This is a genomic window from Enhygromyxa salina, from assembly GCF_002994615.1.
Lineage (GTDB): Bacteria > Myxococcota_A > Polyangia > Nannocystales > Nannocystaceae > Plesiocystis > Plesiocystis salina_A.
The window spans coordinates 16,198-33,961 of record NZ_PVNK01000275.1 but is presented as its reverse complement, the minus strand read 5'-3'; the positions used below and the strand labels follow the sequence as shown (position 1 = coordinate 33,961).

Here is a 17,764-nt window from a genome sequence, read left to right as displayed (position 1 = left end):
TAGCATCGCGGCTCGGGCCCGATCGGGTCGACGGGGTCTGGGCGCGGGTCATGGATAGCCCCCTTTAGGGGGCCACGCAGGCGATTGCGTAGCTCATACCAGCCCACCGAGGGAGGGAGCGGAGCGAGCGACCGACCGGCCGCGCAGCGGCCGTGCGTGGCAAAGTTGCTGACGGCCGCGGGGGTCATGAATAGCACCGCGGCTCGGGCCCGATCGGGTCGACGGGGTCTGGGCGCGGGTCATGGATAGCCCCCTTTAGGGGGCCACGCAGGCGATTGCGTAGCTCATAGCAGCCCACCGAGGGAGGGAGCGGAGCGAGCGAGCGACCGGCCGCGCAGCGGCCGTGCGTGGCAAAGTTGCTGACGGCCGCGGGGGTCATGAATAGCATCGCGGCTCGGGCCCGATCGGGTCGACGGGGTCTGGGCGCGGGTCATGGATAGCCCCCTTTAGGGGGCCACGCAGGCGATTGCGTAGCTCATACCAGCCCACCGAGGGAGGGAGCGGAGCGAGCGAGCGACCGGCCGCGCAGCGGCCGTGCGTGGCAAAGTTGCTGACGGCCGCGGGGGTCATGGATAGCTCATACCAGCCCACCGAGGGAGGGAGCGGAGCGAGCGAGCGACCGCGCAGCGGCCGTGCGTGGCAAAGTTGCTGACGGCCGCGGGGGTCATGAATCGCATCGCGGATCCGACCCGATCGGCTCGACGGCGTCTGGGCCGAGGTGTTCGAAGGCCGGGACCGTGAGCCCGGGGCAGCGCTCGCGCTCGCGGCAGCGCGCGCAGCCGGGCGGATGGCGAAAGTTGTCCTGCAGGTCCCGCGGCGTTCGCAGCAGCTGCTCGCGCAGCGCTGCGGGCACCCAGCAGCGCGGCAGGTAGTGGGCGTGGACCCCCGCGAGCGCTCGGGGTGGCGTGGCCTCCCACGCGCGCAGCAAGGCCTCGCGCCCGACGACCAGCGCGGGCAACTCGAGTTCGCGCCACGACGCGTGCACGAGCGCATCCGCGGCGCTCTCGGGGTGGTAGAGCGAGAGGTTGACGACGTCAGCGCCGAGCTCCGCGCAGCGCTCGAGCAGCGCGGGCAGCTCCTCGATGTTGGCCGGCGTCACGAGCACGTTGACCTTGAACGCGATCCCGTGGTCGCGGCAATTGGCCAGGGCCTTTAGAACCTGGGCGTGCGCGCCCGGGGTCCCGACCATGGCGTCGTGAATCTCGGCCCGGGTCGACAGCAGGCTCGTGCAGATCGACTGTAGCCCCGGGACCGCGGCCACGCGCGCGGCGAGCTCGGGCTCGGACAGGCGCGTGAGCGGGCCGAGCAGCTCGACGCCCAGCTCGCGCTCGCCCGCGAGCAGCTCCAGCATCTCGTCGATCCGGGGGTGGCGAAGGCAGTCCGGGCCCGACAGCGTGACCCGGCCGCTCGGTCGCGCGCGCATGATCGCGACCACGCGCGCGAGCCAGTCGAGCACGTCGGACGCCTTCGTGACCCGGTGGCCGAGCACGCGCAGGCCCGCGCCGAGCCTGGCCGGGAGCGTGGCCTGGCGCGCGCGGACCCGCGGGTAGGCACAAAACTGGCAACTCTGCACGCACGCGGCCCCGTGGAGGTAGAGCTCGACCGCTTCGACCTCGGTCGCGCGGGCGAGGTGCTCGAGCTTGCGTCCGCGCAGTATCTCGCCCTCGGTCAGCATCATCGTCGCCCGCGGCGAGCTCCGCTCGCTCGAGCCGCGCGCTGACGAGGGCCGCGCCTCGAGGTAGGCGACGAGATCGGTCGAGCACGCGCTGGCGAGGGCCGCCGCGACCTCGCCACACAGCTCGCTGGCGGCGGCCCCGTCGACGCCTTCATCGACACGGTAGGCGAAGCTCAGGGGGCCGCGGACCACGTAGGCCCGGGGCCTGTCTTGGGTCAGGCCCAGCTCGATCACGATCCCGCCAGCGAAGCGCAGCGCGAGGGCGCGAGGGCGCGAGGTCTGAATCACGAGCGCGCCGCGCTGCTCCTCAGGCAGGGCTTCGACCAACCATGTTGGGAGCCGCGCGGCCATCGCTGTCCACCTTACCGCAGCTGAATCCCGCGCCGCGCCGGTGTGACTCTCACAGTCACAGCGGTGACCAGGCGAGCCACAAGCTCGGGCCCGTCGAGCGCCGAGTACCATCTAAGTCATTGATTTCATTTGATTCACTAAATTGCTTTTGATGTCTCGAACTTGCTAAGTCCCGCGCCGTGCGTCTTCACCGACAGCTCGCAGTCCTCGGGCCGGTGCTGTGCCTGGCCTGCGTCGCGCGAGGCGAGCGAGAGCTGCGGGCCGAGCTCGATCGCGCCGGGGACACCCTCGCGGCGGTCGAGGTCGGGGCGGACGCCCCGTCGGGGGCGGGCTGGGCCGAGACCGAGCAGCCCAGCTTCGACGGCACGCCCGAGGCCTACGTCGCCCACGCCCTGGCCCACGACCACGAGCTGCGCGCGACCTGGGAGCGGTGGCGGGCGGCCTCGCATCGAGTCGCGCGCGAGCGGCGACTGCCGATGCCCACGGTCAGCTACTCGGTGTTCGTGGCGCCGGTCGAGACCCGCGTTGGCCCCCAGCGCCAGCGCCTCGGGGTCCGCCAACACTTCCCGTGGCCCGGGGCCTTGCTCGCGGGCGCCGACGCAGCGACCGCCGCCGCGCGGGTCGAGCAACACGAGTTCGAGGCGGCCGCGCTCGAGGTCCGCGCGCGGGTGCTCGCGGCCTACTGGCGGCTGTGGCTGCTGCGCGAGGTCGAGCTCGTCGAGCGCGAGCAGCTCGAGCTGTTCGAGGCGCTCACGGAGCTGTCGCGGGCCCGGCTCGAGCTCGGTCAGGCCACGCTCGCCGACATCCAGCAGCTCGAGCTCGGGCGGGCGCGCCTCGCCGATCAGGTCGCGGGCCTGGGCGAGGCGCAGATCGAGGCCTCGGCGATGTTGGTCGCGGCCGTCGCGGCGCCGCCGGGGACCGAGACACCGACGAGCTCCGCGCTGCCCGTGCTCGAGCAGCCCGCCGTCGACGAGGCCTCGCTGCGCGCGGTCGTGGTCGAGCACCCGCTGCTCGAGCGCTGGGAGGCCCAGGGCGAGGTCGGCGATCTTCGGGTCAAGCAGGCCCGCCACGCCCGCGCGCCCGCGCTCTCGCTCGGCGTCGACTGGATCGAGATCGGGCCCGCGCGCGTGAGCGGCGTCGCCGACTCGGGCAAGGACGCGGTCTCGGTCACGGTCGGTCTCGAGCTCCCGCTGTGGCAGGCCAACTACGCCCACGACCAGCGCGCGGCCGAGGCCGACGCCGCGGCCGCCCGGGCCGAGTGGGCGTCGGTGCGGGATCGGGCGGCCGCGCAGCTGAGCGTGGCGCTCTCCAGGGTCCGCGACACGGCCCGGCGCGCCGCGCTTCACGAGCACACCTTGATCCCCCAGGCCGAGGGCGCGCTCGAGTCGACGCTGGGCGGCTACGCCACGGGCGAGGGCGTACTCGCGGCGATCTTGCTGGCCGAGCGCGACCTGCTCGAGCTGCGTTTGTCGGCCGTGCGCCTCCACGCCGAGCACGCGATCGCGTGGGCCGAGCTCGAGCGCGTGGTCGGCCGACCGGTCGAGGGCAGGGGCGAGGGCACCGAGGCGAGCGCCGAGGCAGGAGACGCGCGATGACCAAGCTTCCGGACGAAGCGCCGAGCTCGTGGCTGCCGTGGGTGCTCGTGCCCCTCGTGGCGTTCGTGGCCTTCGGCCTGGGCCGCTGCGTCCCGCGCCTGCGTTCGCCCGAGCCCGAGTCGGCCGAGGTCGAGGCCGAGGTCTGGACCTGCTCGATGCACCCCCAGGTCCGCCAGCCGGAGCCGGGCGCCTGCCCGATCTGCGGCATGGATCTGATCCCCTTGTCGGAGCACGCCGCGGGCTCGATCGACCAGGTCGAGCTGTCCGATCGCGCGGCGCTCCTCGCCCGGATCGAGACCGTCGAGGTCGAGCGCATCGCCACGCCGGGCGTGGATCTGCGCCTCCTCGGTCGGATCGAGATCGACGAGAGCCGCGCGCGCAACGTCAGCGCGTGGATCGGGGGGCGGGTCGACAAGCTCCTCGTCCGCGAGACCGGCGCGAGCGTGCGTCGCGGCCAGGCCATTGCGAGCCTCTACAGCCCCGAGGTCTACGCCGCCCACCAGGACCTGCTCACGGCCGCCCGGCAGGTCGCAAAGCTGGGCAACGCCAGCGAGCTCGCGCGCAGCTCGGCCGAGGCCACGCTCGCGGCCGCGCGCGAGCGCCTGAGCTTGCTCGGCCTGTCGGACGCGGAGATCGAGCGCATGGCCCGGGCCAAGTCGCCGCGCAAGTCGGTCGCGATCTCGGCCACGGACGGCGGCACGGTCATGGAGCGCCTCGTGACCCAGGGCCAGTACGTCGAGGCCGGCGAGGTCCTGCTCCGCGTCGCCGACCTGTCCCAGCTGTGGGTCCAGCTCGACGCCTACGAGAGCGATCTGTCGGCCCTGATGGAGGGCCAGACCGTCGAGATCGAGGTCGAGGCGCTGCCGGGCGAGCGCTTCAGCGGCGAGGTCGCGTTCATCGATCCGCTCGTCGATCCGCGCAGGCGGGTCACGCGGGTCCGGGTCGAGGTCGACAACGCGAGCGGCAAGCTCCGCCCGGGCATGTTCGTCGAGGCCGTGGTCCGGGGCGGGCCGAGCGGCGAGGGACCGGCCTCGGCCAGCAAGCAAAAGCCGCTCGTGGTCCCGGTCACCGCGCCGCTGTTCACGGGCAAGCGCTCGCTGGTCTACGTCGAGGTCCCGGCCGCGGACGCCAGCGCCAAGCCCAGCTACGCGCCCCGGGCCGTCGAGCTCGGGCCGCGGATGGGCGAGCTCTATCCCGTCGTCGCCGGCCTCGCCGAGGGCGAGCGGGTGGTCGTGCACGGGGCCTTTGCGATCGACGCCGACCTCCAGATCCGCGGCGGCGCCAGCATGATGGCCCAGCCCGACGAGCTCGAAGACACGGCGCTCGCGGTCCGGGTCGAGCCCGACGAGGTCCTGCGGGCCGAGCTCGCCGCGGTCCTCGGCGCCTACCTCGACATGCAGGTCGCGCTCGCCGACGACAACTGGCGCTCGGCCCAGGCCGCGGCCGCGCGCCTGGTCAAGCAGGCGCAGGCGGTCACGGTCGCGCCCGAGTCGCCGGCCGCGGAGCTGTGGCGCGCGCTCGGCCCGGCGCTCGAGCGCCGCGCGAGCGAGGCCGCCCAGTCTGAGGCGATCGAGGGCGCGCGCGGGGCCTTCTTGCACCTGAGCCGGGACATCAAGGGCCTGCTCGCGACCTTTGGGAACCCGCTCGACTCGCCCCTGCGCCTGGCCTTTTGCCCGATGGCCGACGCCAACGAGGGCGCCGAGTGGATCCAGGCCGGCGAGGTCGTCGACAACAGCTACTTCGGCGAGAGCATGCTCAGCTGCGGTGAGTTTCGCTCGACGCTCGAGCCCGGCCAGTACTTGCTGAGCTCGGAGGCGGCGTCGGCCCGGGCGGGCGCGACCAAGCACGAGGGGCACACACATTGAGCGAGCCGGGCCAACCGGGCCAAGCGGGCCAGCCGGGCGCGTCGATCTCGGGTGAGATCGAGAGCCTCGACCTCGCGCTCGAGCTCGACGACCCCGCGCCCGGCGACGCGCGAACCCACGACAGCGCGTGGGCCAAGGTCCTCGGCTACTTCGTCGCCAACCGCCTCGCGGTGTTCGTGTTCGTGCTGCTCGTCGCGGCCGCGGGCGTGTGGGCCTCGCCCTTCGCCTGGGACACGGGCGCGCTGCCCCGCAGCCCGGTGCCCGTCGACGCGATCCCCGACATCGGCGAGAACCAACAGATCGTGTTCACCGAGTGGCCCGGGCGCTCGCCGCGGGACATCGAAGATCAGATCACCTACCCGCTGACGACCGCGCTGCTCGGGATCTCCGGGGTCGAGACCGTGCGCAGCGCCTCGGCCTTCGGGTTCTCGACGATCTACGTGATCTTCGACGACGAGGTCGAGTTCTACTGGTCGCGCAGCCGCGTGCTCGAGAAGCTGGCCTCGCTCCCGGCCGGGACCGTACCGGAAGGCGTGAGCCCGCGCCTCGGCCCCGACGCGACCGCCCTCGGCCAGGTGTTTTGGTACACCCTCGAGGGCCACGACCCCGAGACCGGCGAGCTCGTCGGCGGCTGGGATCTGCACGAGCTGCGCTCGGTTCAGGACTGGACCGTGCGCTTCGCGCTGCAGTCGGTCTCGGGCGTGTCCGAGGTCGCCTCGGTCGGCGGCTACGTGCGCGAGTACCAGGTCGACGTCGACCCCGAGGCGCTCCGGGCCCAGCGCGTGACCCTCGACCAGGTCGCGCGCGCGGTCGGGGGCTCGAACCTCGACGTCGGCGCGCGGACCCTCGAGATCAACCGGGTCGAGTACCTGATCCGGAGCATCGGCTTCATCGAGGAGCTGCGCGACATCGAGGAGGCGGTGGTCGTGACCCGCGAGCACACGCCGATCCGGGTGCGCGACGTGGCTCGCGTGAGCGTCGGCCCGGCCCAGCGCCGCGGGGCCCTCGACGACGCCGGGGCCGAGGTCGTCGGCGGGGTCGTGGTCGCTCGCTTCGGCGCCAACCCGCTCGAGACGATCGACGCGGTCAAGCAGCGCGTCGCCGAGATCCAGCCCGGCCTGCCGCGCAAGACCCTGGCCGACGGGCGCACGAGCCAGGTCACGCTGGTGCCCTTTTACGACCGCACCGAGCTGATCCACGAGACCCTCGACACCCTGTCGACGGCGCTGTGGCAGGAGATCCTGGTCACGATCATCGTCGTGTTGATCTTGCTCCGGGACATCCGCAGCTCGCTGCTGATCTCGGCGATGCTGCCGCTCGGGGTCCTCGCGACCTTCGTGGTCATGAAGCTGACCGGGGTCGACGCCAACGTCATGGCGCTCGGCGGCGTCGCGATTGCGATCGGCACGATGGTCGACATCGGGATCGTGCTGACCGAGAACATCGCCGCGCGCCTCGAGGGCCACGACAACTCCGGGGGCGGCCCGGGCCTGCCCCGGGAGGGCTCGGGGGAAGGGCGGGAGCGGAGCGAGCGACCTGGCGGGGGAGGCTCGCCAACGAGCCTCCGCGCGAGGGTCGTGCGCCGGGCCGCGGCCGAGGTCGCGCCCGCGGTCGTGACCTCGGTCCTGACCACGGTCGTGAGCTTCTTGCCCGTGTTCGGGCTGACCGCGGCCGAGTCGCGGCTGTTCACGCCGCTGGCCCTGACCAAGACCTACGCGATGCTCGGCGCGCTCGGCCTCTCGCTGCTGGTCTTGCCCGGGCTCGCGCTGGTGATCATGCGCCGCCGCCCGAGCGCGCCGCCCGGGCGCCGCGTGCTCGGCTCGATCCTGCGCCTCGTCCATCTGCGCGACTGGGTCCTGGCCGGGCTGGGCCTCGCGCTCGTGGTCTTCGTCCACGTCGGCGCGGGCGCGCTGGTGCTCGCGATGGCCGGCTTTCGCCTCGCGCGGCCGCTGCTCCCGGCCCGGGCGGTGGCGGTCGGCGCGGTCGTCGAGAACGTCCTGGCCGTCGTCGTCGTCGGCCTCGCCCTGACCCGGAGCTGGCTGCCGCTCGGGCCCGAGCCCGGGGTCGCGGCCAACGTGGTCTTCGTCGGGACGATCGTCGGCGTCGTGGTCCTGAGCCTGCGCGCCTTCATGTGGTTTTACCCGGCGCTGCTGCGGGTCTTCTTGGCCCACAAGCTGGCGTTCCTGGCCGCGCCCGCCCTCGTGGTCTTGCTCGGGCTCACGGTCTGGCTCGGCGCCGGCCGGGTGTTCGCGGTCGTGATCGCCGACGACGAGGCCGAGCGCGGGGCCCTGGCGACCGCGCTCGTCGACGCGGCCCCGGGCTTCGGGCGTGAGTACATGCCGCCCTTCGACGAGGGCGCGTTCTTGTACATGCCGACGACGATGCCCCACGCCTCGCTCGGCCAGGCGCTCGAGATGCTCCAGGGCATCGACGCCGCGATCGCGGCGATCCCCGAGGTCGACCGGGTCGTCGGCAAGCTCGGCCGGGTCGACAGCGCCCTCGACCCCGCGCCGGTCTCGATGATCGAGACCGTGATCACCTACGTGCCCGAGTACAGGCTCGAGCCCGACGGCACCCGCGTTCGCCAGTGGCGCGAGCACATCCGCACGACCCGCGACATCTGGGACGAGATCGTCGCCGCCGCGCAGATGCCCGGGGTCACCAGCGCGCCGGTGCTGATGCCGATCAACGCGCGGATCGTGATGCTCCAAAGCGGCATGCGGGCGCCGATGGGCGTCAAGATCGCGGGCCCGGATCTGGCCAGCATCGAGCGCTTCGGCTTCGATCTCGAGCAGGTCCTGCGCGAGGTCCCCCAGCTGCGGTCCGAGACGGTGTTCGCCGATCGCGTGGTCGGCAAGCCCTACATCGAGATCGTGCTCGATCGCCGCGAGATCGCCCACCAGGGCCTGACCGTCGCCGAGGTCCAGCACCAGCTCCAGGTCGCGCTCGGGGGCATGGTCCTGACCCGGACCGTCGAGGGCCGCGAGCGCTACGGCGTCCGGGTCCGCTACATGCGAGAAGATCGCGACTCGCTGCCCGCGATCGAGCGCCTGCCGGTCGCCGTCGCCGGGCAAGACCCGATCTTGCTCGAGCAGCTGGCCGAGATCCGCTACGTCCGCGGGCCGCAGGTGATCAAGGCCGAGGACACCTTCGCAACCTCTTACGTGCTCTTCGATCGGGTCCCCGAGGTCGCCGAGGTCGAGGCCGTCGAGGCCGCCCGGGCCCACATCGAGGCCGCGCTCGCGGCCGGCGAGCTCGAGCTGCCCGACGGGGTCAGCTATCGCTTCGCGGGCAGCTACGAGAACCAGCTGCGCAGCGAGGCCCGGCTGGTCGTGCTGATCCCGATCGCGCTCGCGCTGGTGTTCATGCTCTTGCACCTGCGCTTTCGTCGGGTCGCGGTCAGCTTGATGATCTACACGGCGGTCGCGGTCGCGGTCGCGGGCGGCTTCTTGCTGCTGTGGGCCTGGGGCCGGCCCGGCTTCCTCGACTTCGAGGTCCTCGGGACCAACATGCGCGCGCTGCTCGGCGTCGGGCCGATCAACCTCTCGGTCGCGGTCTGGATCGGCGTGATCGCGCTGATCGGCATTGCGACCGACGACGGCGTGGTCATGGCGACCTACCTGACCCAGCGCTTCGAGCACGCGCGGCCGCGGACCGTCCGGGAGATCCGCGAGCGGACCGTCGAGGCCGGCAAGCGCCGGGTCCGGCCCTGCCTGATGACCACGGCCACGACCCTGCTCGCGCTGATGCCGGTCGTGGCCTCGCAGGGGCGCGGCGGCGACGTGATGGCGCCGATGGCCGTGCCGATCCTCGGCGGGATGTCGATCGAGCTGCTGACCCTCTTCGTGGTCCCGGTCCTGTGGTGCGCGAGCGAGGAGTGGAAGCTCGCGCGCGCGCAGCGGGCCTCCGCCGGGGCGAGGCGCCCTCAGCCGAGCGTGCGCGTGGGCGAGGCGCGAGAGCCCGAGCCGCGAGAGGGCTCGAAATTGGACCCCAAAGCGAGGGAAGATGAGCAGGAAGAGACATGAACAAGATCATCGAGACCGCATCCGCCCTGGGCCTCACGGCCGCGCTCCTTGTCTTGCCCGCGTGTGACAAGGGCGGCGCCGACGAGGCGGCCAAGACCGACGACAAGGCGGCCAAGGCCGACAAGGCCGAGAAGCCCGAAGCGGGCGAGAAGCCCGGAGCGGGCGAGAAGCCCGAGGGCGAGGTCGCCGAGCTCGGCGGTGATGGCCGCGTCGACGTCATCGTCGACGCCGGCGGCTACCACCCCGACGAGATCCGGGCCCCGGCCAAGAGCAAGGTGACCCTCGCGTTCACGCGCACGACCGAGCAGGGCTGCGGCCAGGATCTCGTCATCGCCTCGATGGAGATCGACAAGAAGCTGCCGCTCAACGAGACCGTCGAGATCGAGGTTGAGGTGCCCGAGACCGGCGAGGTCAAATTCGCGTGCGGGATGGACATGTACCGGGGCAAGGTCGTGCCCAAGTCCTGAGCGCTTGATGAGGCTGTGCCGGGGCCCTTGGCGCCCGCTCCGAAGCGCTGGGCGCCACGTCGGCGCGGTCAGCAGCCCTCAGTCAGAGGTTAATTCTGAATGCGCTCGATCTGCGCGCGGAGCTCGGTCAGGCTCGCGCTGTTGTAGCCGCCGTGGACCTCGACGATGTCCCCGGCCGGATCGATCACGAAGGTCGTCGGCATCTTTGGCGGGACCCAGCGCGCGGCGATCGAGTGGTCGGCGTCGTGGACGATCGGAAAGCCAACGCCGACGCGCTCGACGAAGGCGCGGGCCTGCTCGGGGTCTTCGTCGACGGACACGCCGATGACCACGACCTGATCAGCGTAGTCCGCGGCGAGCTGGTCGAGGCCCGGCATCGCCTCCTGACAGGGCTCGCACCACGACGCCCAGAAGTCGACGAGCACGATCTTGCCGGCGAAGGTGGCCAGGTCGATCGGGCGGCCCTGCGCGTCGACGGCAGACAGGGCAGGCGCCGGCTGGCCCGCGCGCATGGGGGCGTTCGAGGACGCGGCGCTCGGGCGCTCGCAGCCCGTGAGCGCGAGCCCGAGTGAGGCGAGCGCGAACAGCAAGGAGCGGGTGGTGCACAGGGGGTGGTGGGATCGCTGATCTTTCATCGGATGCTCCAGGGGTCAGAAGGTGCCGAGCTGAAGGTTGAGGGTCGCCTCGCCGGCGAAGACTCGGCTGAGTCCGGGGAAGTCGTTGTAGTCGTAGACGGCGCCCGCGAGGCGCAGACCGACGCCGAGCTCGACCCGGCGCCGGGTGAACACGTGGGTCCAGCGGGCCAAGGCCGCGATCTCGTGATCGGACATCGGCGAGAGCTCGCGGTCACGGGTCACGAAGCCGCCGCGTGGATTGACAGAATAAGACGATTGATAGAACCACGCCGCGCCTTGAAAGTAAGCGCGATAGCCGAGCTCGAGCAGCAGCGACGCGCGGGGGACGAAGCGCAGGTCCGCGCCGAGGGTGTGCGACTGCAGCCGCCAGCTGTCGATGTAGTAGCGATAGTCGAGGCCGAGGGAGCCCCAGCGCGCGAAGGACTGGCGCGCGCGCGCGGCCACGGCGTAGCGAAATCGTCGAGTGGGGACGACCTCGGGCACGCACAGCGGCGTCTGACCGGAACAGGTCACCGGGCCCCCGAGCCCGACCCAGCGATAGGGGCTGGCCTGATAGCCCGCGCTCGTGCGCTGCTCTCCGGCGAGCTGGAGCAGCGTCCCGCGACCGAGGACCTGGGTGTAGCCGAACCACAGCGCGACGCTGCGCAGCGGCCGGAGGAATTCGGGGTCGCCGGCGCGGCCGACCTGGTCGCTGCTCAACGAGGCCCGGCCCTCGAGCCGCACGTTGCGCGCGAGGCCCTCCCACGCGGCGCTCAGGCTCGGACCGTGGGCGGTGTAGTCATGCTCGGTCGAGAAGCGATAGGCGGCCGCGAAGGTCCACGCGTCGTGCTCGTGATCGACGGCCAGACCGAGCTCGTGGCGGTCTTCGCTAACCGACGCCGACGCCGCGGTGCGGATGTCGACCGACGCGCTCGTCCACACGTCGGCGGTATAGGTGAAGTCGAGGCCGGTCCGGCCGAAGTCCTGGCGAAAGCGCACCCGCGGCGCGATGATCGTGGTTCCGTCGGTGTCGGAGCGTACATATAGTGAAGACGCGACATTGGATGTCATTCGTTGCTTGTCATCACCATTGCCATCGTCATCGTCATCAACACGATTCACATCATCATGTGATTGAGTGTCATCCCCGGGGGCGGCCAATGTGCTCGATTGGACCAGGAAGATGACACTCGTGAACACCGCGAGTGCCACGCGATTTGAGCGATAGACGCCGTTTTGACGGGTTGGGGCCATCGATACGACTGACCTTACAATACAAAAAACTATTGTTCGCAACTATTTTCCGGTGGTAGATAGGAGATATGCGGAGCGTCGTTGCAGGGGTCTTGTTGGTCACGGGGTGCACGTCGGGCGCGGCCGAATTGCCCGCGCCCGACTATGGTGATTTCCGCGCGGTCGTGTATCCGCTGTTGTTACGCGATTGCGGGTTCAGCCAGTGTCACGGGGATCCCGAGCGCTTCTTTGTTGTCTGGGGCCCAGGCCGCCTGAGGCTCGAGCCCGACATCGACGGTCCCTTTGATCCGCCGACCGAGGACGAGGTCTGGCTCAGCTACCAGCGGACCCGCTCGGCGCTGACCTACGAGGGCGAGCTGGACGACGCGCCGCTGCTGCAAAAGCCGCTCGAGGGCCACGCGCACCGCGGTGAAGATGTCTGGGGCCGCAACCTGTGGCAGCGCAGCGAGCCGAGCTGGCAGGAGGTCGCTCGCTGGGCCGCGGGGGTTCCGCTCGCGGAGACCGAGGAGCTCGGGCTATGAGCGGTCGCGCGTCGCTGCTCGCCGCTTCGCTCGCGGCGGTGATCGCCGCGCTGGTCGTCGGGGTCACGCCCGCGGCCAGTCACGCCTACTCGAGCCCCCGGCTCTACTCCACGCCCGCCCACGAAGGCGGCGGCGCAGGCCGCTACTTCACGGGCTCGCGCCTCGACGGGCTGAGCTGCGACGCCTGCCACGGCGGCGGCGAGCCGCTCGTGCACGTGGTCCGGGGGCTGCCGGAATTCGGCTGGGCCCCGGGCACGGCCTACACCCTCGACATCGAGTGGTCTCCGGCGGTCGAGCACGCGGCGGTCGTCGCGGAGGTCAGCGACGCGTCGGGGCTCGCCGTCGGGGAGCTCAGCCTCCCGCCCGACGAGCTCCTGACCGACGCGGAGCGCTGCGCGAGCGGGACGCGGGCGGCGGTCGCCTTCGATCTCGACAGCGGCCGGCGCGTGCTCGGGCTCGGCGACTGCGGCGCGCACCGCCTGCGGATGCAGTGGCGCGCGCCGACCAGCCCCGCGGCGGGGCCCGTGTGGCTGCACCTCGCGAGCGTGCAGGGCGACGGCTCGGGCGACGCCGAGGGCGACGGGCCGATGCTCGAGCTCCATCGCCTCGATCCGATCGACCCGATCGACGGCGCGAGTACCGAGGGCTGCCAGATCGGCGCGTCCGAGATCCGCCCGGTCGGGCTCGGCCTGGTGTTGATGTTCGGCGTCGGCCTCCTCGCTTACCGGCGGCGGCGGGGGTCCGCGACGACCGTGGCGCTCGCCCTCGGGCTGATCTGCGCGAGCGGGTGCGCGCGGGTTCAACCATGGGAGCGCGACCGCCTCGCGCAGCCGGACATGGTGATCGACATCGGCGGAGAGCTGCTCGTCGCCAGCGAGCACGCGGTCGAGTACCGCGAGGGCTCGGCTGGCGCCGTCGGCGGAGCTGGAGGTGGTTGTGGCTGTAATTGAGCGAGGGTTAAAGTTGCTGGTGGTCGCGCTCGCGGCCGCGGGCTGTGGCGAACAGGGCGGCCTGCACATCGTCGACGCGGAGCCTCCAAGCGAGACCGCCGCCGACGACTGGGGCGCGGACGAGGACGAGGGCCCGGCCGACGAGGGCCTGCCCCCGGGCCTCGACGAGGGCGGCCTCGACGACGAGGGCGGCCTCGACGACGGCGGTGGCGACGACGGCGGCAACGGTGAGGCCGGCGGCGACGAGGGCGGCGGCTCCGAGGACGCGCTCGCGGTCTTCGTCGCTCCGGGCGACGCCTGGCGCTACAACAGCGGCGCCTCGGACTCGATCGACTGGACCGCGGTGGACTTCGACGACTCGGCCTGGGATGAGGGCCCCGCCCCCCTCGGCCTCGACTTCGAGGTCGCGACCGAGCTGCCGTCAGGGCCGAGCCAGCTGCGGGCCACCTTCAACGTCAGCGATCCGAGCTCGGTCACGGGCTTGATGCTGCGCCTGCGTCGCGACGACGGGGCGATCGTGTGGCTCAACGGCGGCGAGGTGTTTCGGTCCAACATGGCCGCGAACGGCGTCGACTCCGAGCTGACAGCGCTGAGCCGGGCGATCGGCTTCGACCCTCATCACTACTATCGGGCGTTCCCCGACCCTGCCTTGCTGCAGGCCGGCACCAACGTGCTCGCCGTGTCCTTGCACCCCCACGCGAAGGACGACGATCTCGTCCTCGACGCGATGTTGCGGGGGATCGACCCGGCCGCGCCACCCGAGGTCATGAGCTTGCGCGTGCGGACCCTCGGGTACGACGGCAAGTATGGCCCCAAGCACGTCGGGGCGATCTGGCTCGAGGACGCCGATGGCTTCGTGCGCACCCTCGAGGTCTGGGGCGACAACCGCCGCGAGCACCTCGTCGCGTGGCGATCCGCGAGCGACGAGAACGACGTCGACGCGATCACCGGCTCGACGCGCAAGGTCCACGGCACCCACGAGGTCGAGTGGGAGCTCGATGATCTCAACGGCACGCCCGCGAGCCCTGGGGTCTACACGATCCACGTCGAATACACCGAGGCCAACTCCAACGGCAGCGCCGACCCGGGGCCGGAGATCTCCGTCGAGTTCGAGCTCGGCGCGGGGCCGACGGTGGTGATGTCTGCCACGAGCGGCGACGCCGAGGAATTCGCGGAGCTGCTGCTCTACGCCCCCTAAATTTGCTGAGGACCGTGGCTCGGCGTGTACACTCGCCGCATGCAGCGCGCTGCGATCCTGACCTGTGCAACCGTAGCTCTTGGCCTGAGCGTGGCGAGCCCCGCGCTCGCGTCGCCCTGTGACGACCCCCAGCCCGGGTGGCTGATGTGCGAGGACTTCGAGCAGGGCGGGCTCGGCTGGCCGGAGTGGTTCGAGCAGTCGGCCTTCGTCCAGTGCGACGGCTGCCCCGAGGGCGTCAACGATCCCGATCGCATCCGACTGCTCGACGATCCCGCCGCCGCCCACGACGGCGACTGGTCGCTGCACCTCCCGGCCGCGGCCGCGGCCAACTACAGGGGCGCGTCGCTGGCCTACCGGAGCTGCAACGGCAGCGGCGAGCAGGGCTGCCTGCTGACCGGCTACGAGGACCTCTACTTTCGGACCTGGGTCCGCCTCGCCGACGACCACCAGTACGTCCATCACTTCTTGTCGATCGCCGGAACCCAGCCCGACGAGTACTGGGGCGCCGACGGCAACGCGGGCTGCCGGCCCAACGGCTACCGGGCGGCGGGCACGACCCTCGACTTCAACACCGACCACGAGCTGTTCTTCTACACCTACTTCCCCGAGATGAACTGCGACATGGGCGGCTACTGCGACGGCGCCTACGCCCAGGGGATCTGTGACGGCTGCGCCCAAAAAGACATGCCGTGCGAGAACGGGCCCGAGTGCTGCTGGGGCAACCTGTTCGCGCCCGAGCCGGCCGAGGTCCTGCCGACCGGCGAGTGGGTCTGCCTCGAGCTCCACATGCACATCAACACCCCCGGGGAGGCCGACGGCACGATGTCGTTTTGGGTCAACGACGCGCTCGCGCTCGAGCAGACACAGATGCACTGGCGCGACGTCGAGGAGCTCCAGCTCAACAAGGCCTGGCTGCAGCACTACATCGCCAACGGCGACGCGGATCAGCCGAACCAGGTGTGGTTCGACGACGTCGTCGTGAGCACCGAGCGGATCGGGTGCACCGCGAACGGCGACGGCGACGGCGACGGCGACTCCGGTGACGGCGACTCCGGCGACGGCGACGGCGAGTCGGGCGACGGCGACGGCGATCCCGGCGACGGAGACAGCGACTCGGGCGAGGGCGAAGACGGGGGCCCAGGTGGTGAGGGTGAGGGCGGCGACGCGACGGGCGGCCCGGGCGAGAGCGGCGAGAGCGGCGAGGGCCCCGGCGCCGACGAGGCCGCGGGCTGCACCTGTCGGAGCTCGGAGCCGTCACCCGAGCGGCTGTGGTGGTCGGTCGTCGTGGTCCTCGCGCTCGGCGGAGTTCGGCGGTCGCGTCGTCGGGCAGCGTGAGCGTGAGCGGGTCTCCACGAGGGCGTCGAGGCCCGACGCTCAGCGGCAGGTCCAGCAAAACTCCTCGCCCGCGGCCTCCCGCGCCCGCGCCCGCCAGTCGACCGGCTCATCGCCGAGCGCGAGGGTGTCGAGGCGGGGAAGATCGTCGATGAACTCGACCGTCTTCAGGCGGCGCGAGCTCAGGGTGACGTGGGCGGGGGCGTGGAGGATCGAGACCACCCGGAGCTCGGCGAGGCGCGCGGCGACCCGCCGCTTGGCGCGGTCGCGGTCGCCCCGAGTGGCGGCCGCCCGGTAGCCGTCGAGGGCCGCGTCGAGCTGCTCGTCGGCGACGCCAGCGAGGTTGAGGGCCCCGCGAGAGTGGAACATGTGGAACAGGTCCTCGTCGCTGTGGCCGCCGAAGTGGAGCATGGCCACGCGGAAGTCTCCGCGCATCAAGACCGCGAGCATGAAGCGCCACGAGGTCGCCGTGTCGGGCGAGCGGACCCCGATCGACTCCCAGGTCGCCCGGATCGAGGCGCGGACCGAGCTCGCCCGGCCCGGGTGGCCATCCCAGGCCAGGGGCACCCGCAGGGGACCGCTGGCGCGCCGACGCATGCCCCTGGCCTTGGCCGGCCAGCCGAGGGCGTCGAGGGCCGCGGCCGCGCGCTCGGCCCCCTCTTGGTCCCGGTCGAGGGGCGGAAAGGTCGGCAGCCCGGCGGGCGTCGGCTGGCCGGCCCGGATACCGGCGAGGGCGTAGAGATCGATCGGCGTCGGATCGTGCAGATCGACGGGCGCCGCCGCGGGCAGACCCGGCGCGCCGTAGATCGTCCGAGTGATCGTTGCGAAGGGCACGGCGTCGTGGAGCGCCGCGCGGAGGCCCGGGTTGGCGGGCAGGCCCCGACCGAGGTTCCAGAGCAGGACGTCGTAGCTGGCCGGGCTGACGACCCACGCGCGGAGCCGGGCCGACATCCCGGGCTTGCCGAGCTCGACCGGGACGTGGTTCGGGGCGAGCTCGGGCAGGAGGTGGACCTCGCCGCGGCGCAGGGCCGTCAACGCCGCGGCGCCGTCGTTGATCGCCCGAAACGCGAGGCTGGGCGCGCCCGCGCGCCGGGCTTCATCGCGGTAGTCGTCGAAGCGCTCGAGCACGACGCGATCGGCCTCGAGGGTGGTCAGGCGCATGGGCCCGGTCCCGATCGGCGCCTGGGCGAAGCGGGACGCGCGGCCGCGGTGGGCCGCCATCGGCACGATCTTGATCGCGCTGAGGGCCTCGAGGGCGAGGGGCTCGCGCTGGCCGAAGCGAAGCTTGACCCAGCGGCCGGGGTCGCGCTGCCCGGGCGGGCCATCGACGATCTCGACCCGGCGAAAGGTCGAGAGCCCGTGGCGCTGGCGCGCCCAGCTGCGCCGGTCCATCAGCCAGTAGCGCAGCGAGTAGACCACGTCGTCCATGCTCAGCTCGCTGCCGTCGTGAAAGCGGATGCCCTCGGGGATGTGACAGCTGACGATCATCACCGCGTGGTCCTGGTCGACCTCGCAGCGGTCGGCGATCGCCGGCTCGACCCAGGGGTAGCGGTCGCGGGTTCGTCGGACCAGGCCCTCGAAGATCAGATCCTCGCTGATCCGCTCGGCCCACGGCTCCATGTCGTCGAGGGGGTCGAACTTGCGCGGGAGCTGGGGCAGGGCGATGACGACGGGCTCGAGGGCGGCGAGCTCGGTGGCGCTCGCGGGCGCGGGCTCGGGCTCGGTCGCCGCGCTCGTGCTCGACGCGCTCGCGCTGTCTCGCTCGGCCCCGAGCCACGCGAGCCCGGCCAAGGTGCCAAGGAGCACCAGCCCGCTGAGCACCGCTTGGGCGACCGCGCGGGCCTCGGCGCGGCGGCGTCTCACCCGCTCGCGTCGCCGGGTCGACATCCCGACTTGTTCGGCCATGGCGGCGTTGGA

The 17,764-nt window shown here is 72.0% G+C and carries 12 protein-coding genes; 8 read left to right on the top strand and 4 right to left on the bottom strand.

What is annotated here, in order from left to right:
• Positions 1-664: 664 nt before the first annotated feature.
• On the bottom strand, positions 665-2,026 hold the full coding sequence (locus ENSA5_RS31850) for a radical SAM protein (RefSeq protein WP_181198367.1): 1,362 nt from the start codon (positions 2,024-2,026) through the stop codon (positions 665-667).
• Positions 2,027-2,205: 179 nt separating this feature from the next.
• Between ENSA5_RS31850 and ENSA5_RS31845 the strand changes: the two genes are divergently transcribed.
• The 4 genes from ENSA5_RS31845 (at position 2,206) to ENSA5_RS31830 (ending at position 9,978) form a co-directional block, all read left to right on the top strand.
• Positions 2,206-3,621 carry a TolC family protein gene (locus ENSA5_RS31845; protein ID WP_106395487.1) on the top strand — a complete coding sequence of 472 codons (1,416 nt, stop codon included), beginning with the start codon at positions 2,206-2,208 and terminating at the stop codon, positions 3,619-3,621.
• Positions 3,618-5,486 (top strand): efflux RND transporter periplasmic adaptor subunit, encoded by a 1,869-nt coding sequence (locus ENSA5_RS31840; RefSeq protein ID WP_106395486.1) that lies wholly within the window; start codon positions 3,618-3,620, stop codon positions 5,484-5,486. The genes ENSA5_RS31845 and ENSA5_RS31840 overlap by 4 nt, the downstream gene beginning before the upstream one ends.
• A gap of 182 nt (positions 5,487-5,668) precedes the next feature.
• On the top strand, positions 5,669-9,511 hold the full coding sequence (locus ENSA5_RS31835) for an efflux RND transporter permease subunit (protein WP_444843376.1): 3,843 nt from the start codon (positions 5,669-5,671) through the stop codon (positions 9,509-9,511).
• Positions 9,508-9,978, top strand: coding sequence for a cupredoxin domain-containing protein (locus tag ENSA5_RS31830; RefSeq protein ID WP_106395485.1), 471 nt, complete (start codon positions 9,508-9,510; stop codon positions 9,976-9,978). The genes ENSA5_RS31835 and ENSA5_RS31830 overlap by 4 nt, the downstream gene beginning before the upstream one ends.
• Positions 9,979-10,067: 89 nt before the next feature.
• Here ENSA5_RS31830 and ENSA5_RS31825 read toward each other — a convergent pair whose 3' ends face one another.
• Together ENSA5_RS31825 and ENSA5_RS31820 are read right to left on the bottom strand one after the other, a co-directional pair.
• Positions 10,068-10,613, bottom strand: coding sequence for a TlpA family protein disulfide reductase (locus ENSA5_RS31825; protein ID WP_106395484.1), 546 nt, complete (start codon positions 10,611-10,613; stop codon positions 10,068-10,070).
• Positions 10,614-10,628: 15 nt separating this feature from the next.
• A complete protein-coding gene (locus tag ENSA5_RS31820; RefSeq protein WP_181198366.1) occupies positions 10,629-11,663 on the bottom strand; it encodes a DUF3570 domain-containing protein in 1,035 nt (344 codons plus the stop codon).
• A gap of 251 nt (positions 11,664-11,914) precedes the next feature.
• On the opposite strand from ENSA5_RS31820, the gene ENSA5_RS31815 reads away from it, so the two are divergent.
• The 4 genes from ENSA5_RS31815 to ENSA5_RS36605 are packed head-to-tail and all read left to right on the top strand — an operon-like array spanning position 11,915 to position 15,850.
• Positions 11,915-12,367: a hypothetical protein gene (locus tag ENSA5_RS31815; protein WP_146156334.1), complete on the top strand. Its 453-nt coding sequence runs from the start codon at positions 11,915-11,917 to the stop codon at positions 12,365-12,367.
• Positions 12,364-13,317, top strand: coding sequence for a DUF4266 domain-containing protein (locus tag ENSA5_RS39005; RefSeq protein WP_219906901.1), 954 nt, complete (start codon positions 12,364-12,366; stop codon positions 13,315-13,317). The genes ENSA5_RS31815 and ENSA5_RS39005 overlap by 4 nt, the downstream gene beginning before the upstream one ends.
• A gap of 19 nt (positions 13,318-13,336) precedes the next feature.
• A complete protein-coding gene (locus ENSA5_RS31805; RefSeq protein WP_146156333.1) occupies positions 13,337-14,515 on the top strand; it encodes a DUF2271 domain-containing protein in 1,179 nt (392 codons plus the stop codon).
• Positions 14,516-14,554: 39 nt separating this feature from the next.
• Positions 14,555-15,850, top strand: a complete 1,296-nt coding sequence (locus ENSA5_RS36605; protein WP_146156332.1) for a dickkopf-related protein — start codon at positions 14,555-14,557, stop codon at positions 15,848-15,850.
• A gap of 39 nt (positions 15,851-15,889) precedes the next feature.
• On the opposite strand, the gene ENSA5_RS31795 is transcribed toward ENSA5_RS36605, so the two are convergent.
• Positions 15,890-17,752 carry an ABC transporter substrate-binding protein gene (locus tag ENSA5_RS31795; protein ID WP_106395480.1) on the bottom strand — a complete coding sequence of 621 codons (1,863 nt, stop codon included), beginning with the start codon at positions 17,750-17,752 and terminating at the stop codon, positions 15,890-15,892.
• Positions 17,753-17,764: the final 12 nt, after the last annotated feature.